This window comes from Methylovulum sp., assembly GCF_028687615.1.
Lineage (GTDB): Bacteria > Pseudomonadota > Gammaproteobacteria > Methylococcales > Methylomonadaceae > Methylovulum.
In genome coordinates this window covers 32,964-52,272 of the sequence record NZ_JAQTZU010000001.1, presented here as the reverse complement: position 1 = coordinate 52,272, position 19,309 = coordinate 32,964, and the positions used below count along the sequence as shown (strand labels likewise).

Sequence of the window (19,309 nt, the reverse complement as noted above, 5' to 3'; positions counted from 1 at the left end):
TTAATGACCAAATCTTAAGGTGGGCAGCCGCCCGCCGCTACTTAGAAACGATTTCAAGAAATACAGCACCGCACTTAAAACCTTACCTTTCCCCCCTCATGATGCCTAACGATATACGCACCTCTATTTTCCGCAAGGAAGTCCTCGCCATGTCCGCTTATAAAGTCGCTGACGCGGCTGGTTTGATTAAGCTGGATGCGATGGAAAATCCCTACCATTGGCCTGAAGATATTAAAATCAGTTGGTTGGAAACGATCAAAGATTGTCCGATGAACCGCTATCCCGATCCTGAAGCCCGGCAACTGGTGCAAACGATTAAGGAGTTGGAGCAAATCCCTGGACAATTTGACGTGTTGCTGGGTAACGGTTCCGATGAAATCATCCAACTGTTGCTGATGGCCTTGCCGCCCACGGCAAGCGTGTTGGCCCCGGCACCGGGGTTTGTCATGTACAAGCAATTGAGTGATAGTTTGGGGCTTAGCTACCACGCCGTCCCTTTATTGGCAGGGAATTTTGAGTTGGATTTACCCGCGATGATTGCTGTGGTCGAACAACATCAGCCAGCAGTGATTTTTATCGCCTATCCAAACAATCCGACCGGTAATTTATTTAGTGTTTCGACTATAGAAAAAATCATCACAAGCACTAAGGGTCTGGTGGTCATTGATGAAGCTTACGCGCCGTTTGCCCATGCCAGTTTTATGGATAGGCTGGTCGAATATGACAATTTATTGGTGATGCGCACCGTGTCGAAATTGGGTTTGGCGGGTTTACGTTTGGGGTATTTAGTGGGCAAGCCGGAATGCTTGGGCGAATTGAATAAAATTCGTTTGCCTTACAATATCAATAGCCTGACGCAGTTGACCGTAAACTTTGCCTTGCGCAACAAAAACTTGTTTGATGTGCAAACCCAAAACATTTGTGGGCAGAGGGCGACAGTTTTGGCAACGCTTAACAACCTGGAAGGCATTACCGCTTATCCTAGTTCGGCAAATTTTATTTTGTTCAGAACCCAGGCAGGGCAGGCGGATGCCGTGTTTGCTTCGCTAAAACAGCAGGGGGTGCTGATTAAAAACCTGAATCCGCAAGGTGGTTTGCTACAGGATTGTTTGCGGGTTACGGTGGGCACACCCGATGAAAATGCGGCATTTTTGTTGGCGTTGGCACATAGCTTGGGATTGGAATAGGCTATTGCACCAACTGCCCTAGCGTATAAGCACCGAAGTAAGTAAAGGTGACGTAAAACAGCGAGACCACCGCACTGGCGGCTATGTTAAGCGTGAGCACCCGTTTGATGATGTAGGTGGTCAGTGCGTAATCCCAAAAAATCAGCAAACCCACCAGATAATAACTGATGGTGTTTTCACTGATGGTCAGCCAGACCAGGACGGGGATTACAAAAAAGGAAACGGCGTTGGAACAGAACAGGACGGCGGTCGAGATTTGGATAAAAGCGTACATGGATTTGTTGAGGGCCAGCATAACGCCAATGAACAGCAAGGTCAGCAGGGTTTCAAAGCTTACTTCATAAAATGACTCGAGCGGATCATCGGTCATGTTTGCCTGTAATAAAAATTCAACAATAAAATAGAAGATGAGGTTTTGTTTGAAAAAACTAACCGATCTTATCAGCTCAAGCGGATTTGATTTAAACCAGCACAACGGCAGATAGTTTTTTAAAGTATCCATAGTTAATTATTAGCAGGTTATGCCGTTGATTAGCAGCTATAGGATGTACGCCCTTTGGTTGATTGCCACGGGCAAGGCTCTAGGGGAATTCTTTAAAACTGGATGCAGGCGTTGATGACGGTGATTCCTGGTAATTGCTGAAGTTGTCATTTAAGGCCTGTACCAGCTCCTCGGTTTTTTCGCGCAGTTGCATGATCCGGGCTTTGGTTTTTTTGTTCCAGCCGACCGGGTCGCTGACGGTCAAGAGCATACGTCCAAAAGTCTGGTTTTTTTCAAAAAATTCGCCCAGGTTTTCCATTAAATGCAGTTCTTTCTGCCGGGCATGTAATTTGTGGCTGATTAATTTCGCCTGTAACCTGCTGTTGATCAAATGGATGGGGATCATGACGGCAATCAGGCCCGCCCCGATGGCCGGCCCTATAATCGGGTCCATCAATAATTCCAGAATCCCCATTTCTATTTCCGCCAACACCGCCAGCGAGCCAATAAAACTGAGGATGACCAGCGTCGTCATGTTGACGCGGTCTTTCCACGACGAAATGCCTTTTTGGGTTTCCGGTACCACCACCTCTTCTATGTCATTGATGTTTTTTTCCAAGGCATCGAGTACTCGGTAAGAGCGGCTATGGGCGACGTTGGTCATACGGTGGTCGATTTCGGCAAAATAACCGGCACCCGATGGGTTTGCCGAATTTTGCTGGTTGGTCAACACGATAAATTGTCCCGTGTTAAGTCCGAATTCAGACAACTTTCTCTGCCACAAAGAAATGATCGCGTTGTTGTTGGTGGTGCTTAAGTTGGCGGTGGGCTCGTCTATCAGATAGACAAACTTATTGGTGTCCTGATGCAGGGCGATAAGTTCTATCAGTTCTTTAGCCAATGCGGTTTCTGCGTCAAACACATCGTTAAAGACGAAGACCAAGTCAGAGGTTTCTATGGTTTGTCGGGTCAGCATGTGGATGACCGGTGTCGCCATCGCGGTGACGACATTCGGTGCGTCGATAAACAATTTGCCCTTTAAGCGTTCGCTGGACAGGGTTTTCAATTCCAGATACGAATTGATGCGGCCGCCTTCCCCTGCCTGCTGTTGTTCGATTTTGCTGCTGATTTTATAGAAAGGGTAACGCGGATCAACATCCAGTGCGGTGCCGGGCAGGGTGTTGGAATTGGCTTGGTTGTTGTGCAATAGCACGGTAAATTTATGGCTGGAGGCAGGCGTCCCGGACAGCAACTGTTCGGTATCCAAGTAGCTGTTGATAAAACGGGATTTGGCGGTGGAGTTGCCACCAATCAGGCTGACGATAGGCCACCAGGAATGTTTGCTGGCGGTGGTCTCTTCCGCTTCGATAAGGCCCAGGTCATATTCTAGCTGGTCCACTTCTTGAAAGACTCTTAAGGCTTGCAGCAAGACAGGGTTGTCGTGGGCGAATTGTTTTTCCAGGTTGAGCAGGTATTTGCTAGCGGTCTTTTCAGTCATCAGAAGATCCCCGTATTTTTAATTTTTATATTAAGGAGTGGGCGAAGTATACACCCGAAATAGCGGAATTATATACAAATCAGTGCCCCGCTAGGGAGTCAGGATGGTATTTTGTGGCGGCTTGCCGTTATCGGTTTCAGGATAGTCCAGCGTGTAATGCAAGCCCCTGCTTTCCTTGCGTTGCAGGGCGCAACGGATGATCAATTCCGCCACAATCACCAGATTACGCAATTCCAACAAATCACTGGTGACACGGAAATAACGGTAATATTCGTTGATTTCATGTTTAAGCAGTTCGACGCGGTTCATGGCGCGGTATAAACGCTTGTCCGTCCTGACAATGCCGACATAATCCCACATGAAATGGCGTAGCTCGTCCCAATTGTGCGAGACAACCACTTCTTCATCGGAGTCGCTGACTTGCGAGTCGTCCCAGTCAGGCACTCTGGGTGGCGTGGGGATGCTGTCGAGTTTCGCCAAAATATCAACGCTGGCACGGTCGGCAAACACCAGGCATTCCAGCAAGGAGTTGCTCGCCATGCGGTTGGCCCCGTGCAATCCGGTGCTGGCGACTTCGCCTATCGCGTAGAGGTTGCCAATATCGGTGCGCGCATAGCTGTCAGTCAGCACACCGCCGCAAGTGTAATGCGCGGAAGGCACGACAGGGATGGGTTGTTTGGTGATGTCTATCCCGAACTTCAGGCATTTTTTATGGATGGTTGGAAAGTGTTTCAGGATGAATTCTTCGGATTTATGGCTGATGTCCAGATACACGCAATCAATACCGCGTTTTTTGATTTCGTGGTCGATGGCCCTTGCGACGATGTCCCGTGGGGCCAACTCGCCGCGCGGGTCAAAATTCTGCATAAAGGCCGAACCATCCGGCAGGATCAATTTGCCGCCTTCGCCCCTGACCGCCTCGCTGATCAGGAAAGATTGCGCTTTGGGATGGTACAAACAAGTCGGGTGGAATTGCATGAATTCCATATTGCTGACACGGCAACCCGCCCGCCATGCCAAGGCAATGCCATCGCCGGTCGCGCTTTGCGGGTTGGTGCTGTACAAATACACCTTGCTGGCCCCGCCGGTTGCCAGGACAACCACCTTGGCGGTGAATGTTTTTACGGTTTGTTGTTGCGAATCCAGGACATAAGCACCCAAGATGGCCTTGCCGGTTTCCCCGCTGCTTGGCGCGGTGATGAGTTCGACGACATTGTGGTGTTCAAACAAATGGATGTTTTCATGTTCCTGGGCGCGTTCAATCAACGACAATGACACGGCTTTGCCGGTGGCGTCGGCAGTATGGACGATCCTACGGTGCGAATGCCCGCCTTCGCGGTTGAGATGCAGGATTTTTTCACCAGTGGGCGTGACGTCTTCGGTAAAGGCGACACCTTGCCGGCGTAACCATTCGATGGAACTTTTACCCTGTGTGACCGTCAGTCTGACGATTTCAGGATTACACAAACCCGCACCGGCATCCAGCGTGTCTTCAATATGCGACTCGATTGAATCATCGGCATCGAAAACGGCAGAAATGCCACCTTGTGCATAATAAGTGCTACCGGCAGTCAAGGCGAATTTTGACAATACGGCGACTTGGACGCCGCAGCCCGCCAATTTGATGGCCAAACTGAGCCCGGCACCACCACTGCCAATAATTAACACATCATAACTTCTTGCAAAACTTTCAGAATAAAGCGGCATAAAACTAACAAAGGTATTGGCAGCCAACTCGCAAAAGTGGCTTAGTTATCACAGATTAGCGATAATACCTTTTTTTAAAGTGATAACACAATTTTGTCACAAAAGAACTTATTCAGATTAATCCTGTCCATCCCAACATTAAAGAGCCGTAGTGAACAGTCAAAAGAGGACTAGCGAACATCTCGATGAAGATTTAGTGGCGCGTGTGCAGCAGGGCGATAAAAAGGCTTATGATTTGTTGGTCATAAAATATCAACATAAGATCGTCCAGTTGGTAAACCGCTATCTTAAAGACCCCAGTGAAGCCCAGGATGTCGCGCAAGAAGCGTTCATCAAGGCTTATCGTGCTATCGGCAGTTTCCGTGGTGATTCCACTTTTTACACCTGGTTGTACCGTATCGCCATCAATACCGCGAAAAACTATCTGGTGTCACGCTCACGGCGTAGCAGCCAATACGAAGTCGATATCCAAGATGCGGAAGCCATAGAAAACGCACCGCAATTGCAAGGTATTGATACGCCGGAACGCTTGTTGATGAACGAAGAAATTGTCAAGGCTATCCGGTCTGCGATTGAAAACCTGCCTGATGAAATGCGTACCGCCATCATGCTAAGAGAATTTGAAGGGATGAGTTACGAAGAAATTGCCGAAGCGATGGAATGTCCGGTTGGAACAGTGCGATCACGTATTTTTAGGGCGCGTGAAGCGATTGATAATAAACTAAACCCCTTGCTCACAAACGGTGACTTTTAATGAACGAAGAAATGAACCCCAAAATTTCCCAATTCCTAGATAACGAACTGGACTATGACGAAGCTTTGGATTTATTGCAAAAATTGCGCGCTAATCCTGAATTGACCAACAAACTGAACCGCTATGAAGCCATTAGCCACGCGCTTAAAACCGATCAGTTTTTGAACCTTAGCACGGATTTTTCGGAAAAAGTCAGCCAGCAATTGCAACACGAACCCGTTTATTTATTGCCACGCAAGAAACCGGCAAACCGCCGTTTCCCTTATCAATGGTTGGCACTGGCGGCTTCCGTGGCGGTGGTTTCGGTGTTGGCGGTGCGCTCGTTGCCGCATCTGGGTGGTAACGATAAAGTGCCTGCCACCAGCTTACAAGTCGCCCAACAACAAACCCCGAAAACCTTGCCAAATTCTCCGGTCGATACCCCCAAAACCGAATCTGAAATCCCACTGAATGCCCGGATCAATGATTATCTCCAAGCACACAACGGCAGTGTCTATGCCAATAATCCGAACCTTAAATCCATGGCCCGCGTGACGACGTATAACCAAAAATGATTGTGGTAAAGTGGTTTTTCCTTATCCTCCCCGTTGTTTCAACGCTCAACGCTTTGGCGGAAAATACGCCGCCACCCGCTAACACAGAAACACGTCCGGCGTTGCAATTGCTGGATGGTAAACAAGCCTTGGCAAAAATGGCGCTGGCGATGCGGACAATGAATTACCAGGGTACGGTTGCATTTTTACGGGACGGCAAATTGGAGCCGATGAAATATTCCCATGCCGCTAACAACGGACATGAACAGGAACATCTGTTGTCCTTAAACTCCCCTTTACGCGAAGTGGTGCGGGAAACCGGCAAAGTCAGTTGTCTTTACAAAGCCACGCAAAAACTGGTTGTTGACCACCGTCCTTTTGAACGTTCTTTTCTGATTGAACTGCCGACCGATATAAATCAACTGGACGCCGTCTACGAAATCAAGCTGGCAGGCGAAGAAAGCATCGCCATGTTGCCCGCCTATGTCGTCACTATCAAACCTAAAGACGACCTTAGATATGCCCGCAAAGTTTGGCTTAGCCAGCAATGGTATTTGCCGTTAAAAGTTGTTGTTTATGATCAGGATGAAGAAGTTCTTGAGGAGCTAATGTTTACCGAGCTGGAAGTTAAAGACGCGTTGCCTTTTGTTGGCTTGAAACCGGCCAATGCCAATGCCGCCCTATCTTCAGAAAATAATGAAGAGCCGGTGTCACAACAAATGCCATTTGTGTTGTCGGTGCTACCCAAAGGTTTTAAAGAAGTGTTCTTTACCCGCAAACCTATGCACGACTTAGAACAACCCGTCGACCATTTGTTGCTGAGTGACGGGCTTGCGTCAGTTTCTGTTTATATGGAGCATAAAAATGCCGCGCAACCCTTGGTGAACCTTGATTCAAACAGGGTGCAGGCCATTGATGCCGTCAATTTTTTCAGCCACACACTAGGCGATTTTGAATTGACGGTGATGGGTGAAGTCCCTTCGGAAACCATCCGCCTGATTGCCGACAGTGTCAAACTGCGTGACGCTACCCGTTGAATATTAATTTTCCCATGAGCTCTTGTTCCCATGAGTTCTTGTTCCCATAAGTTCTTGCAAAGATTCCTATAAAGCTAAAGCAAGAACTTATAAACCAATTAACAAATGCCGCTACAACTAATTTTAACAGTTTAAATGGAGATAATATGCCAAAAATCATAAGCTTATTTGTGTTTTTTATGGTCATGACGAGCCAAAATGTTTTGGCGCAATTACCCGATTTTACAGAAATGGTCAAAACCAATGGCGTTGCCGTTGTCAATATCAGCACCTCCCAGAAAGCCAAACCCGCGCCTGAAAGCACCGTCAAGCCACAACTGCCTGAAGGTATGCCGCCGGAAATGGAAGAGCTGTTCAAACATTTTTACAATAACCCCGAAGGTAATGGGGACGGCTATGATTCCGGCGACACCCAATCTTTAGGCTCCGGTTTTATCATTTCCTCCGATGGTTATGTGCTGACCAACCATCATGTGGTCAAAGACGCCGATGAGATTATCGTCAAATTCTCCGACCGCCGTGAATTGGTCGCCAAGCTGATAGGTTCCGACGCACGCACCGATGTCGCTTTGCTGAAAGTTGCCGCCAGCAACCTGCCTTCCGTGGCAATAGGCACACCTGAAAAATTGCAAGTCGGTGAATGGGTGCTGGCTATCGGCTCCCCGTTCGGCTTTGAGCAATCCGTCACCGCCGGTATCGTCAGTGCCAAAGGCCGTAGCTTGCCTGGCGGCAACTATGTGCCGTTCATCCAAACCGACGTGGCGATCAATCCCGGCAATTCCGGCGGCCCGTTGTTCAATATGGACGGTAAAGTCATCGGCATCAACTCGCAAATCTACAGCCGCACCGGCGGTTTTATGGGCTTGTCTTTTGCCATTCCGATAGACGTGGTCATGAACGTCGTTGACCAAATCAAAACCAAGGGCAAAGCCTCGCACGGCTGGTTGGGCGTACAAATCCAGGACGTCACCCGCGAATTGGCGGAATCGTTCGGCATGAAAAAACCGCAAGGTGCGTTGGTTTCCAAAGTCATGCCCGGCAGTCCCGCCGAAAAAGCCGATTTGCAACTGGGTGACGTGATTGTTGAATTCAATGGTCAAGTGATTGACACATCAGGTGATCTGCCGCCTTTGGTTGGCATGGCGGCAATCAATAGCAACGCCACGCTAAAAATCATCAGGCAAGGTGAAAGCAAAACCGTCGAGTTTAAAATCGGCTTATTGCCCGACCAGCCTGAACAATTGGCGGAAGCAAAAACTGAAACCAAACCGATGAATAGAATTGGCATCACGGTGAGCGAACTGACCGATGAGCAACGGGAATCCTTACAAATGCCCAGTGGTGGCGTGGTAGTGCAGGAAGTCAGCAAAGGCGCAGCCAAAGAAGCGGGCATTCAACGCGGTGACGTTATTTTACGCCTCCAAAACACGGTCATCCGCTCGGTTGATGATTTTGAAAAGACCATCAAAAACCTGCCTATAGGAAAATCTGTCGCCGTGCTGATACAACGACGCGGCAGCCCTGCGTTTTTGGCACTTAAGATAGATAAATAGAGGCGCTTCACCTTTGTAAAGACGTTGCGGCGCAACGTCTTTACTGGCAAAACCACCCAATAAAAACCCTGGGTGCATCAACGAATGCACAATAATGCAAGCTTTCAGGAGCGGTAAATGTTGGGTTACGCTATCGCTACCAACAGTAGGCGCATTAGGCGACCCAACCTACACAGCTATAATATGTTGATTATTAACATTTATATCTTAACTTAATGGCAGTGATGTTTGGGCGCGTAATCGTGTTTATGGTTATTTCAGCAATGTGTTGTTTTCCAATTCCGCCAAAATGGCATCAACCGAATACTGCTGTTGCCATTGTTGGCGGTCTTCAACGTAGTTGCCATGACCTTGATCCATTTGTTGGATAAAGCGGATAAAACCGCTTGCACCTAAGCCTTGATAAAGAACGGCTATGCCTTTTTGGTAAATTTCCTGTTCTGTTTTGTAATCAATGGTGTTCATGGCAAAACCTCATTTAGCCAGACTATAGGATTGCAGATGTTGATTCCCAATTTGGTGATGTTTTTTGCTTTCCTTATAAATTTGTCATCAACGGTAAGTAGTACATCGGCGTTGTTTTCAGCACAAGCCAAATGTAAGGCATCGAAAGCTTGTAAACCAAAATTTTCAAATTGTTTGGCTTTTTCGGCGATTTGCTGATTTATCACAATGATTTCGCTTGCCAACGATTCCATTAATGCAAGCTCTCTTTTTCTCGAATTGTCAGTCAATTTGGCGATTTCAAATTTTAAAATCGAGCTACCGATGAGTTGCCATGTCCGCTGTTCAACCAAGGTGATTATGGTTTTAACTGCTTCCGCTTCCAGATGAATCCGCAGGTCCGCTTGATTATCGAAGGGCCTGTTTAAGCAACAATTGTCCAGATAAATTTTCATTATGCTGCACTTTACAAATTGCCGGATTGTGCAAACCAGCTTTTTGCTGTTTCCACGTCCCGCTGAATTTGGTTTTGCAATTCATTCACCGACGCAAACCGCATCTCATCCCGAATTTTCTGTTTGAAATGCACTTCCACATACCGCCCGTATATCTCGCGGTCAAAATTAAACAAATGCGTTTCCAGTATCACTTTGGAGCTGCCGTCGATAGTTGGGCGGGTGCCGACATTGGCGATGCCGTAGACGGCTTGATCATCAATGCCGGTCATCGTGACGGCAAATACGCCGTTGACGGGCGTGTTTTTACGGAACAGTTTAATGTTGGCGGTTGGATAGCCTAGGGTGCGCCCCCGTTTGTCGCCGTGGGCGACGCGTCCGCAAATCGAATAACTGTGTCCTAGCAAGCGCTCTGCTTGTGCCAAATCGCCCGCCGCCAGGGCGTCGCGGATCAAGGTGCTGCTGACGCGGCAACCTTCGACCAGATACGAGCCGGTATCTTCGACGCTAAAGCCGTGTTTTTGGCCTTTTTCTTTCAGCAGATTAAAATTTCCGCGCCGCGCTTTGCCAAAATGGAAGTCATCGCCGATGACCAAATGCTTGATATTGAGTTTTTTCAGCAAAATCTCATCAATAAACTGCTCGGCATCGACATTGGCAAATTGGCGGTTGAAACGCGCAATCAATACATAATCGACTGGCAAGGCACTGAATTGTATGGCTTTTTCTCGCAAGGCACTGAGGCGCGACGGTTCATTGTCCTTTAAAAAATATTCCAGCGGTTGCGGTTCAAAAATCATGATGACCACAGGCAACCCCAATGCCTCGCCACGCGCCACCAGTTTTTTTATCACCGCGCGGTGGCCTAGGTGCAAGCCATCGAAGTTGCCTATCGTCAGCACACAGCCGTCCACAAACGGTTTTAAATGCGCCAGTCCTCTAATTAATTGCATGGGTCAAAACGGCAATCTTTATGATGATAAAAAATCATTTATCTTATCATGCGGGACGCTTAAATGCCGCAGTCTTAAGCCCATTATTAACAATGCCGTAGCATAGATAACCATGCCGATGGCAATAAACTTGAGCAACTGCAAAATCCGCTCGCTGGTATGCCAGTGTTGCCATGCCTCAACATCGACAAGGTAATACAGACTGGCGGCCATTGCCGTACTTGCCAGTAATACCCGCAGTAAAAACAGCCACCAGCCCCGTGCGGGTTGGTAGACGCGCTCTTGGTGCAGTTTGTATAGCAGCAATAAAGCGTTAATGGCAGCACCTAACGAAGTCGCCAAAGCCAACCCGGCATGGGCGAAGGGGATTGCCAAGACATTGCCCGCCAAGCTAATCAGCATCGCATAGATGCCGTAACGTAGCGGCGTGGACATGTCCTGCCGTGCGGTAAAACCCGGCACCAGCACCTTGATCATCAAAAAACCCAGCAAGCCCAGCGCGTAGGCTTTCAAGCTTTGCCCCGCCAATTGCACGTCGGTGTGGGTGAATTCATCGTATTGGAACATCGTCGCCAACATCGGTTCGGCGAGCAGGATCAGCCCGATGGTTGCCGGAATGCCCGTCAGCAACACCAAGCGCAAACCCCAATCAAGGGAGTTTGAAAACGCACTGGGGTCATCCTGGGCATGGTGTTTGGCGAGCTGCGGCAAAATCACGGTACCCAAGGCCAAACCCAATAAGCCTTGGGGAAATTCCACCAGCCTATCCGAATAATACAGCCACGAGACGCTACCCACCGTCAAGAACGAGGCGATCAAGGTGTCCAGCAATAAATTGATTTGCGTGACCGAGACGCTGAAAATCGCTGGTACGATGCGTTTGAACAGCCGTTTTACACCAGCATCATGAAAATCCAGTTGCAAACGCGGTAACAAGCCGAGCTTCAACAAGGCGGGGATTTGCAGAAAAAGTTGGGCGACACCCGCAATCAACACACCCCAGGCCAAGGCGGTGACAGGTTCGTCCAGCAAGGGCGCGAGCCAAATCGCTGCGGAGATCATGCAGATATTGAGCAGGGCAGGGGTCAGGGACGGAATTACGAACTGGTGATAAGCGTTTAAAATGCCGCCCGCAAACGCCACCAAGGCGATAAACAACAGGTACGGGAAGGTGATTTGTAACATCAGCACCGCCAGTTCGTGCTGTGTGCCTTGCCAGTTAAAGCCTGGGGCGAGCAGAATTATCAGGATAGGTGCGGCCAGTACGCCGATGATAGTCAATACCAACAGCACAAAGGCCCATAATCCGGCGGCTTTGCCGAGAAATTGGCGGACGGCGGCGGGGTCATCTTGTGCCTGATATTCCGCCAATACCGGGATGAAGGCATGGGCAAACGCGCCTTCGGTGAACAGGCGGCGCAGGAAGTTAGGGATTTTAAACGCGACAAAAAACGCATCGGTCGCCACATCCACGCCAAACAGCCGCGCAATCAACATGTCGCGGACAAAGCCTAATAACCGTGACATCAGGGTCAGTGCGCTGACGATAGCGGTTGATTTAAATAATTGCTTGCCCAATCCGCCGTTCCGTAACTCGCTAAAAAGTTTGACAATAATAACATTTAAAAAGATAATACACGGCTCATACTTAAACCAGATTCAAACCGAGACACCATGGCTAATACAGCACAAGCTAAAAAGCGCGCGAAACAAGCGGAAAAAAGCCGTATTCGCAACGCAGGACAACGTAGCAACTTACGCACTTTCATCAAAAAAGTGCTTGCCGCCGTAAGGGCAGGCGATAAAGAACAAGCGCAGGCGGCATTCAAAACTGCCGTGCCAATTATTGATTCTGCCGTCACTAAAGGGCTTATCCACAAGAATAAAGCGGCGCGTAGCAAAAGCCGACTGAATGCAAGAGTAAAAGCTTTGGTTCTCGGCGAATAAAAGGTTTCATTTAAAAAAGGCCGGATTTTCATAAATCCGGCCTTTTTTATTACCCGAAATTTAGGTGGTTTCGTTTAAATATAGGGAATGCTGTGTGCCTTAATGCTTGAAATAAATTGGGTTTAAAAGGTACGCACAGCGTACCCTACGGGATGCGCCGCTACTTTTCGATAGTAAAATACGGCGGCATTTCATGGATGTATGCCATATACATCGCATCCGCCATCGTCCATAGCACATCCAGCTTGAATTTCAAGATTTGCACCATACGGTCTTGCTGCTCGCGGGTTTTGTACCAGTCCAGCGTAATCGCCAAGCCATGTTCGACATCGCGGCGGGCTTCGGTCAGGCGTTTGCGGAAGTAAATATAGCCTTGCTGTTCGACCCAGGGGTAATGCTCAGGCCAATTGTCCAGACGTTGCTGGTGGATTTTCGGAGCGAACAATTCGGTCAATGAGGAGCTGGCGGCTTCATGCCATTCGGCGCGGCGGGCGAAATTGACATAAGCATCCACGGCAAAGCGCACACCCGGCAACACATGTTGCTCTGAGGTGATTTCTTCGCGGCTTAAGCCCACCGCCATGCCCAGTTGTATCCAGGCTTCGATGCCTCCTGGGTCGCCAGGATGCCCGTCATGGTCGAGGATGCGCTGTATCCATTTGGCGCGGGTTTCACGGTCCGGGCAGTTGGCGAGGATGTTGGCGTCTTTCAGCGGGATGCACACTTGGTAATAATAACGGTTGGCCACCCAGCCTTGCAGTTGCGGTTTGCTCAATTTGCCTTCGTTCATCAGCGTGTGGTACGGGTGATGGATATGGTAATACTTTTCCATGCCGCGCAGGGCGGCTTCAAATTCTTCGCGGTTCCAAGGCGTTTGTTCGTTCATGTGATTTCCTATGAATGTATATCTTATTAATAAATTGATTTTTAGAAATTGCTGCCGAAGGTTTTAGGGGAAAAGCTTAGACCTGTCAGGTTTTAAAAACCTGACAGGTCTAAAAAACCACATCCTCATAAATTTCCGCCAAAGATAAAGCTGCGTGATAGTTGTCGCAGAGAATATCTAAAGTTTCTCCATCTGCCAAAACGCCGCCTTGCCAATCCCCGTTGCTGTCACGCCGGAAATACTCGGCTTTTTGTTGCCGCGAATCGGCGAGCAAGTAATAACGCAGGCTAGGTATTTTGGAATACACCAGCCATTTTTCGTGGCGATCCACGCGCTCGGTGTTTTTGGATTGCACTTCGGCGATGAAGCAAGGCTGTTCTTTGTAATATTCGGCGTTGTCGTTTTGCTTGCAAACCAGAATCATATCAGGATAGTAATAAATCCGTCCATTTTCGATGCGGCATTTCATGTCGCTGGCAAAAACCCGGCAACTGCTAGTCTGCCCGCGAGTTGCCAAACGCAGATGAAAGAAAATATTGCCTGTAATGATATTGTGTTTCTCACTCGCCCCAGACATCGCATAGCAATCGCCATCAACATACTCGTGCTTACAGTCGCTTTCGGCCTCTTGTATCAAATAATCCGGTTCGCTAATAAAGCGGTTTTGCAGTATTAATTTTCCCATAAGTGCTTGCGCAGTATAGTTATGTTACTGTTAGCAAGCACTTATGGGATTGTAATGCCCATTCAATAAGTTATGTGTGTTTCATAAGTGCTTGCCGAAATCTTTTAACGGACACAGACTATTTCTAGTGCAAGCACTTATGAAACAATTAATGTCGCGCCCATTTTATAACTCCTACAAGTCTATTTCTAAACCATCATAAGCCACTTCAATACCGTTTGCCTCCAATTCCTGACGTTCGGCGGAATCATCATCCAAAATGGGGTTGGTGTTGTTGATATGGATCAAGATTTTGCGTTTTTCGCCAATGCTGTTCAGCACTTCGATCATGCCGCCTTCGCCGGATTGCGGTAAATGGCCGATTTCCCTTGCCAGTTTGTGGCTGATGCCTTGGGTGACCATTTCGTCATTAGTCCAGAAAGTACCGTCCACCATCACGCAATCAGCGGCTTGCATCGCCGCCATGACGTGCGCTTCTATCTCGCCCAAACCCGGCGAATAAAAGGCTTTTTTACCGGTGGAGATTTGCTCGATAATCACGCCGATATTGTCGCCATCGTGCGGGTCGTTGCGATGCGGGGAATAGGGCGGGGCTTTGCTTTTCAGGGCTTGGGTGTAAAAGCGCAGGTCGTCTATGCCGGGAATGGTGAAGCTGCTGCCATCGACCGGAACCGGATGATGGTTGACGGTGCAGTAATCCTTAAGCATGTTGAACAGCGGGAAACCGCTGGTCAAATCTTGCCTGACCATTTCCGTGCAATAAACATCCAGCGGCTTGCCTTCGCGCAACATCAATAGGCCAGTGGTGTGGTCGATCTGGCTGTCGATGAGCATGATGGCTTTAATGCCCGTATCGCGGATGCCATCTTTGGGCTGAATGGCGGGGAAGGCTTCCAGTTGGGTGCGGATGTCAGGTGAGGTGTTGAACAGCAACCAGTTACGGTTATCGGTGCTGACGGCGATGGACGATTGGGTGCGTGCCGTGCCGTTCATTTCGTTGTGGCGGATGCGGTGGCAGTTATGGCAGTTGCAGTTCCATTGCGGAAAACCGCCACCTGCGCCTGAACCTAGGACTCTAATTTTCATTGTGTAAGACCGAATAATGAAGCGTTAAAAAATGACGGTATTGTCCACGAAAAGCACGAAAAACACGAAAAATTCAAAGGGCAAGCCAGTTCAAAAAGTCAGGCAAAAAAAAGGGGTTCGTGATGAACCCCTTTTGTTTTTACAAGCCGCTAAGATTAACGGTTGTAGATGTACATTGTTACTTCAAAACCGAAACGCAGGTCGGTAAAGCTTGGTGTTTCCCATTTCATAATCATAACCTCCAAAGTTTTATAATGATGTGTCTAGCTTGATCAAGTAAGCCAAATCAGAGTATACGATGAAGCCTTTTTTTTCGCAAGATGTGCAAACATTTCTTTAAGCGAGATTGTGTAGTTTCGACCCCATATTCCGCTCTCGCTATATATGGGCTACTCGCTCTGCTTGAGTTTTTATATTTTTTCAAGGTAGGGCTGGGTAACTACAAAAATTTACTGAAAAGCTGTCCTTAGCAAGGGATACAAACAGGAATGCCATTTCTGTAAACAATACACTTGCCAGCCGCACGAACGGTTGAAATGTTGGTCATAGCTAAAATTTCTTTAGGTGGGTATTCCATTGGGAAGGCCATTTCTTTTGCGTTTTTGCCTTCGGGAACATAAAGAATTGTGTCACCGTTAGAGGAATAGGCCACTAAAAAAGATAGTTCGTCTCCCAAAATTTCTTTAGTCGCCGTTGCGCTGAGTGTTCTGATTTCCATGTTTAATCTCCAAGATTGAGTTAGCAGATAATTTAAAAGTTGAACGTGAAGCGGGCAAACAAGGTTTGCACTGGGGTTATATCAGACACACGTTTTTCGTTGATCTGAAAAGTGCGGTCTCTGAATTTGAAACGGTTGTCCAGCAAGTTGTTGGCTTCCAAGCTGAGTATCCCATATTGTTTGGGCAAGCGATAACCGATTGAGGCATCGACTAAATAAAAATCAGTGGCGAACTCCTCTTCTTGAAAATTCACAGGGCGATCTACTTGCTGGTTGACATACGTGCCGCGTACTTCAGCAAAAAAACCGCTAGGGTGGAAAAACCGTAGGCTGGTTGGCAGGTACGAAGTGTCCACGGCTTTTGGGGAATTTTCGCCTCCGCTATTGAAGCTCTCATGCCGAAAGCCGGAATTGGCTATCCAATTGTCATTGATCGTCCAATTGATATAGAAACGGTATAGGTCTTCATCCCGTTGTTCAAAATGGCGTTGTTGGTCAAAATTAGTATACGGCCACGCCAATTCCCGCTTGAAAAATTCTATGCCTGCGTACCAATTTGGGTTGATACGGTAGTCCATGCCAATACCATATTGCGTGGCTTTGGTGCCATTCGGGTCATCGAAAAATTGATTAAACCCAGCGACTTGTAAGGGCTGGATCACTTGATTGACCGCGATGGGGGATTTTACGGTGTCGAAAAATGCCAAACGCAGAGTCATGCTATTGGTGGCTTGCCACAGCAAGCCAAATTTTGGATTGGGGCGATCTAAATTAAGTTTGCTGGAATTGGTTTCATAGTAGTTGTCGTAACTTAAGCCCAAGGTGGTGGTCAGGCTGTCAAGCACTTTGATATTCGCGTAAGAGTAGCCCATGTTTTGGATGGCGACGCTTTGCACCGTGCCACAAGCGATGTACGGACAGAGAAAAATTAGATTTGTCGCTGCCGTGTCTGCTATTTCAAAGGCGTAACGCGCCACCCCTGTGATGACGTTAAAGCGTTCTTGCCGGTACACATACGCCGATTCCAATTGATAACCCTTGTCGCGGGTACCAAAGGTAAAGCCAAAATTGTTGAAGTCCTGAAATTCGTCACGGTTGGCATAAATAAATGAGGTGACCCAATCAGAATGTGCTGCGGGGGAGAATTTCAAGCCTAGCCGATACGTGTCTTGACCAAGTTTACGCTGATAGTTGGGGATAAGGATATTATCCGCACGGCCTATCAGTTCCAAATCCCCGGTCTCGGTGTCACGCCGCCGATATTCCGCCTGTACGTTCCATTTCGGCGAAATTTCATACTGGGCAAAAGCGTTGTACAGATCGTGCTTAATGGCGTTGTTGGCGCGGTAGCCGTCGGTATCGTAATGCAGTTGGCCCAGGCTGTAGGCGAATTTGTTGATTAGCCCTGACACGACGGCCTCGTTGCCTACGGTGTTGTTGGAGCCATAAGTGGTGGTGTTGGTGATCCGGGTATTGTCCCGTTCGAAAGCTTTGTTGTATTCATTAAAGCCAATTTCCGCCGGCCCGCCGCTTTTAGGGATGTTCAAATCGGTATAAGCCAGGCGTGGTTGGATAGGGTTGAGGTTGACGGATTGGAACAGTTGCGATTGCAACAAGGCGCTGGAGCGGGTTGTTTCTTGGCGGGGCTGGTTGGCGGCACTGTCAGCCAGCAGGCGGTGCGCCGAATAATTGCCAGGGTCTAGGGCGAGGGATTTGCTGGCCTGGCGGCTGGCAATATCACTAAATCCTAGGTCATTATAAATTCGCCCCAAACCAGTCCCGCGCACGGCGGCATCCTTGTCCAACAATAGCCGGGAGCGGTAAACGGCGCGGTTGTCATTTAAGGCCACCGCTTGCTGCATGTCACGCAACGCGGCGACTGGCTGGTTGTTGGTTTGTTTAAGAATGGCGTCATAAAACCACGGGGTCGGGTCTTTAGGATCGCTGGCTTTGGCGATTTTAAATTCGGTTTCGGCAAATTCGGTGTTTTTCAGTTCGTAATGGGCTTTGCCGAGATAGCTGCGGATGATGGCGTTATTGGGGGCAAGGTTGGCGGCGGTTTCAAGTTTTTGTTTGCCTTGCTCCAACTTGCCGACGCGGATGTCGGTTAGCGCCTGGCCTAGCCGTGCCAGCGGGTCTGATGAATCCAATGCCACGGCTTGGTCAAAAGCCTGTCTCGCCGCAATGATTTGGGCTTGGGCCAGATGTGCAAAGCCCAGTACGGTTTGTGTCCGGGCTAGGGCAGGGTTGATGGATTGGGCTTTTTCCGCCGACACCAGGGCATCATCACGATTTCCGATGGAAAGCTGGAGTTCAGCCAGCCTTGCCCAGGCCAGGGCGTTGTCGGAGCTAAGTCGGGTGGCTTCCTGCGTGGCCTTGAGCGCGTCTTCCAGTTTGAACAAGGCTTGATAGGCGTAAGACAAGGCGAGTTTCGCCATGCTCGATTGAGGATTGATCGCCACCGCTTTTTGGGCGAATGCCAAGCCATCGTCTTGATGGTTTTTGCTGGTGGCTATGACTGACTGCAAGGCAAGCGCGTCACTATCATGCGGGTTTAATTTGAGCAAATGGTCTATTTGCTGCCCAGCTTCATCAACGCGGCCTACGTTCAACAACAAGGAGGCTTTCAGTGAAAAATAGTATCCATCCCGACGTACCATCGGTACCGTGTCGAGCTTGTCCAGCAACTGATAGCTGTCGCCGTGCTGGAATGTTGGCGAAACGCTGTGCAATGCGGTGAGTTTTTTATAATCAAGCAACGGTGGATAGTACAAGGCCCATTGCACGGCATCTTCGGGCCTGATCATCAGCGGTTGTAAGTACGGCGCTTGATGTTTGGGGGCGATGCCGACAAATCCGGGTTTTATCTGGATGCGCCCGGCTTGATTTTGGGCGGCGACTTGCCCGTCAAAGACGGTGATTTCAGTATGTTGGTCATCAACGCGGACTAAGAATTCGGTGCCTTCATGTACGGCGTTGATAAATGGGGTATTGATATGTAGTTGCTGCGGCTGGCGGCTTCGGAAAAAACTGGTTCCATTTAATAGGCTGACCAGCCATTCGGGAGCATTCCTGGCCGGTTCGGGAAACATCAAGGTCGTTGCTTGTTCAAGCGTAATGATCGACTCGTTGCTTAAGCGCAAGGTGGCGCGGCTACGCTTGGCGGTGCGGATTTTATCGCCCGGACAAAATTCATCTAGTTGATGGACATCCAGCCATGTGGTTTCTTGCGCCCGCAGGGCGTCCACTTTACCCTGCGCTGACAGTATTTGGGCAACTGGCCGTTCACAAGGCAACGACGCCTGTGTGCAGTAAGGCACGAGCAACAGCGCGATAAAATAATAATTAGGTTTTTGTAGCATATTAATTATTGTTATTGCCAGCA

19 protein-coding genes are annotated in these 19,309 nt (G+C 48.7%); 6 read left to right on the top strand and 13 right to left on the bottom strand.

Features of this window, described 5'->3' with window-relative positions; translation table 11 throughout:
• Window positions 1-98 precede the first annotated feature (98 nt).
• Window positions 99-1,187, top strand: a complete 1,089-nt coding sequence (hisC, locus tag PHH59_RS00265) for a histidinol-phosphate transaminase (RefSeq protein WP_300009416.1) — start codon at window positions 99-101, stop codon at window positions 1,185-1,187.
• Between the two features lies 1 nt (window position 1,188).
• Here hisC and PHH59_RS00260 read toward each other — a convergent pair whose 3' ends face one another.
• The 3 genes from PHH59_RS00260 to nadB all read right to left on the bottom strand — a co-directional run bounded on the left by PHH59_RS00260 (window position 1,189) and on the right by nadB (window position 4,873).
• Window positions 1,189-1,689: a hypothetical protein gene (locus PHH59_RS00260; protein WP_300009413.1), complete on the bottom strand. Its 501-nt coding sequence runs from the start codon at window positions 1,687-1,689 to the stop codon at window positions 1,189-1,191.
• 79 nt (window positions 1,690-1,768) lie between these two features.
• Window positions 1,769-3,166 carry a hypothetical protein gene (locus PHH59_RS00255; protein WP_300009410.1) on the bottom strand — a complete coding sequence of 466 codons (1,398 nt, stop codon included), beginning with the start codon at window positions 3,164-3,166 and terminating at the stop codon, window positions 1,769-1,771.
• 90 nt (window positions 3,167-3,256) lie between these two features.
• Complete coding sequence (gene nadB / locus PHH59_RS00250) at window positions 3,257-4,873, bottom strand: L-aspartate oxidase (protein WP_300009407.1); 1,617 nt, start codon at window positions 4,871-4,873, stop codon at window positions 3,257-3,259.
• Between the two features lie 151 nt (window positions 4,874-5,024).
• On the opposite strand from nadB, the gene rpoE reads away from it, so the two are divergent.
• The 4 genes from rpoE (at window position 5,025) to PHH59_RS00230 (ending at window position 8,750) form a co-directional block, all read left to right on the top strand.
• The gene (gene rpoE, locus PHH59_RS00245; protein ID WP_300009404.1) at window positions 5,025-5,627 is read left to right on the top strand and encodes an RNA polymerase sigma factor RpoE; all 603 of its coding nucleotides are present in this window, start codon (window positions 5,025-5,027) and stop codon (window positions 5,625-5,627) included.
• The gene (locus PHH59_RS00240) at window positions 5,627-6,181 is read left to right on the top strand and encodes a sigma-E factor negative regulatory protein (RefSeq protein WP_300009401.1); all 555 of its coding nucleotides are present in this window, start codon (window positions 5,627-5,629) and stop codon (window positions 6,179-6,181) included. Before rpoE ends, PHH59_RS00240 begins: the two co-directional genes overlap by 1 nt.
• Window positions 6,178-7,197 carry a MucB/RseB C-terminal domain-containing protein gene (locus PHH59_RS00235; protein WP_300009398.1) on the top strand — a complete coding sequence of 340 codons (1,020 nt, stop codon included), beginning with the start codon at window positions 6,178-6,180 and terminating at the stop codon, window positions 7,195-7,197. The genes PHH59_RS00240 and PHH59_RS00235 overlap by 4 nt, the downstream gene beginning before the upstream one ends.
• 146 nt (window positions 7,198-7,343) lie before the next feature.
• Window positions 7,344-8,750 (top strand): DegQ family serine endoprotease, encoded by a 1,407-nt coding sequence (locus PHH59_RS00230; protein WP_300009395.1) that lies wholly within the window; start codon window positions 7,344-7,346, stop codon window positions 8,748-8,750.
• Window positions 8,751-9,002: 252 nt separating this feature from the next.
• Here the strand turns inward: PHH59_RS00230 and PHH59_RS00225 are convergent, their stop codons facing one another.
• Genes PHH59_RS00225 through murJ form a run of 4 tightly spaced genes read right to left on the bottom strand, consistent with a single transcriptional unit; the run spans window position 9,003 to window position 12,180 of the window.
• A complete protein-coding gene (locus tag PHH59_RS00225; RefSeq protein ID WP_300009392.1) occupies window positions 9,003-9,215 on the bottom strand; it encodes a hypothetical protein in 213 nt (70 codons plus the stop codon).
• A complete protein-coding gene (locus PHH59_RS00220; RefSeq protein ID WP_300009389.1) occupies window positions 9,212-9,649 on the bottom strand; it encodes a PIN domain-containing protein in 438 nt (145 codons plus the stop codon). The genes PHH59_RS00225 and PHH59_RS00220 overlap by 4 nt, the downstream gene beginning before the upstream one ends.
• Window positions 9,650-9,660: 11 nt before the next feature.
• On the bottom strand, window positions 9,661-10,602 hold the full coding sequence (gene ribF / locus PHH59_RS00215) for a bifunctional riboflavin kinase/FAD synthetase (protein WP_300009386.1): 942 nt from the start codon (window positions 10,600-10,602) through the stop codon (window positions 9,661-9,663).
• Window positions 10,603-10,620: 18 nt separating this feature from the next.
• The gene (murJ, locus tag PHH59_RS00210; protein ID WP_300009383.1) at window positions 10,621-12,180 is read right to left on the bottom strand and encodes a murein biosynthesis integral membrane protein MurJ; all 1,560 of its coding nucleotides are present in this window, start codon (window positions 12,178-12,180) and stop codon (window positions 10,621-10,623) included.
• Window positions 12,181-12,276: 96 nt separating this feature from the next.
• Here murJ and rpsT point away from each other — a divergent pair, with 96 nt between their 5' ends.
• A complete protein-coding gene (rpsT, locus tag PHH59_RS00205; RefSeq protein WP_300009380.1) occupies window positions 12,277-12,549 on the top strand; it encodes a 30S ribosomal protein S20 in 273 nt (90 codons plus the stop codon).
• A 160-nt stretch (window positions 12,550-12,709) separates the two neighbouring features.
• Here the strand turns inward: rpsT and pqqC are convergent, their stop codons facing one another.
• The 6 genes from pqqC to PHH59_RS00175 all read right to left on the bottom strand — a co-directional run bounded on the left by pqqC (window position 12,710) and on the right by PHH59_RS00175 (window position 19,286).
• Window positions 12,710-13,435 carry a pyrroloquinoline-quinone synthase PqqC gene (pqqC, locus tag PHH59_RS00200; protein WP_300009377.1) on the bottom strand — a complete coding sequence of 242 codons (726 nt, stop codon included), beginning with the start codon at window positions 13,433-13,435 and terminating at the stop codon, window positions 12,710-12,712.
• Window positions 13,436-13,544: 109 nt separating this feature from the next.
• Window positions 13,545-14,120, bottom strand: coding sequence for a Uma2 family endonuclease (locus PHH59_RS00195; protein WP_300009374.1), 576 nt, complete (start codon window positions 14,118-14,120; stop codon window positions 13,545-13,547).
• Between the two features lie 174 nt (window positions 14,121-14,294).
• Window positions 14,295-15,206, bottom strand: a complete 912-nt coding sequence (pqqB, locus tag PHH59_RS00190; RefSeq protein WP_300009371.1) for a pyrroloquinoline quinone biosynthesis protein PqqB — start codon at window positions 15,204-15,206, stop codon at window positions 14,295-14,297.
• A 155-nt stretch (window positions 15,207-15,361) separates the two neighbouring features.
• Window positions 15,362-15,436: a pyrroloquinoline quinone precursor peptide PqqA gene (gene pqqA / locus PHH59_RS00185; protein ID WP_083930472.1), complete on the bottom strand. Its 75-nt coding sequence runs from the start codon at window positions 15,434-15,436 to the stop codon at window positions 15,362-15,364.
• A 236-nt stretch (window positions 15,437-15,672) separates the two neighbouring features.
• Window positions 15,673-15,924 (bottom strand): hypothetical protein, encoded by a 252-nt coding sequence (locus tag PHH59_RS00180; protein ID WP_300009368.1) that lies wholly within the window; start codon window positions 15,922-15,924, stop codon window positions 15,673-15,675.
• A gap of 32 nt (window positions 15,925-15,956) precedes the next feature.
• The gene (locus tag PHH59_RS00175; RefSeq protein WP_300009365.1) at window positions 15,957-19,286 is read right to left on the bottom strand and encodes a TonB-dependent receptor; all 3,330 of its coding nucleotides are present in this window, start codon (window positions 19,284-19,286) and stop codon (window positions 15,957-15,959) included.
• Between the last annotated feature and the right edge of the window lie 23 nt (window positions 19,287-19,309).

What these genes read in the sequence shown, in the direction of transcription:
- PHH59_RS00195 (WP_300009374.1), bottom strand. Translation starts at nt 14,120, where the DNA reads ATGGGAAAATTAATACTGCAAAACCGCTTTATTAGCGAACCGGATTAT.
- PHH59_RS00230 (WP_300009395.1), top strand. Translation starts at nt 7,344, where the DNA reads ATGCCAAAAATCATAAGCTTATTTGTGTTTTTTATGGTCATGACGAGC.
- PHH59_RS00235 (WP_300009398.1), top strand. Translation starts at nt 6,178, where the DNA reads ATGATTGTGGTAAAGTGGTTTTTCCTTATCCTCCCCGTTGTTTCAACG.
- nadB (WP_300009407.1), bottom strand. Translation starts at nt 4,873, where the DNA reads ATGCCGCTTTATTCTGAAAGTTTTGCAAGAAGTTATGATGTGTTAATT.
- pqqC (WP_300009377.1), bottom strand. Translation starts at nt 13,435, where the DNA reads ATGAACGAACAAACGCCTTGGAACCGCGAAGAATTTGAAGCCGCCCTG.
- hisC (WP_300009416.1), top strand. Translation starts at nt 99, where the DNA reads ATGATGCCTAACGATATACGCACCTCTATTTTCCGCAAGGAAGTCCTC.
- PHH59_RS00220 (WP_300009389.1), bottom strand. Translation starts at nt 9,649, where the DNA reads ATGAAAATTTATCTGGACAATTGTTGCTTAAACAGGCCCTTCGATAAT.
- PHH59_RS00240 (WP_300009401.1), top strand. Translation starts at nt 5,627, where the DNA reads ATGAACGAAGAAATGAACCCCAAAATTTCCCAATTCCTAGATAACGAA.
- pqqB (WP_300009371.1), bottom strand. Translation starts at nt 15,206, where the DNA reads ATGAAAATTAGAGTCCTAGGTTCAGGCGCAGGTGGCGGTTTTCCGCAA.
- PHH59_RS00255 (WP_300009410.1), bottom strand. Translation starts at nt 3,166, where the DNA reads ATGACTGAAAAGACCGCTAGCAAATACCTGCTCAACCTGGAAAAACAA.
- PHH59_RS00180 (WP_300009368.1), bottom strand. Translation starts at nt 15,924, where the DNA reads ATGGAAATCAGAACACTCAGCGCAACGGCGACTAAAGAAATTTTGGGA.
- PHH59_RS00260 (WP_300009413.1), bottom strand. Translation starts at nt 1,689, where the DNA reads ATGGATACTTTAAAAAACTATCTGCCGTTGTGCTGGTTTAAATCAAAT.
- ribF (WP_300009386.1), bottom strand. Translation starts at nt 10,602, where the DNA reads ATGCAATTAATTAGAGGACTGGCGCATTTAAAACCGTTTGTGGACGGC.
- PHH59_RS00175 (WP_300009365.1), bottom strand. Translation starts at nt 19,286, where the DNA reads ATGCTACAAAAACCTAATTATTATTTTATCGCGCTGTTGCTCGTGCCT.
- rpsT (WP_300009380.1), top strand. Translation starts at nt 12,277, where the DNA reads ATGGCTAATACAGCACAAGCTAAAAAGCGCGCGAAACAAGCGGAAAAA.
- PHH59_RS00225 (WP_300009392.1), bottom strand. Translation starts at nt 9,215, where the DNA reads ATGAACACCATTGATTACAAAACAGAACAGGAAATTTACCAAAAAGGC.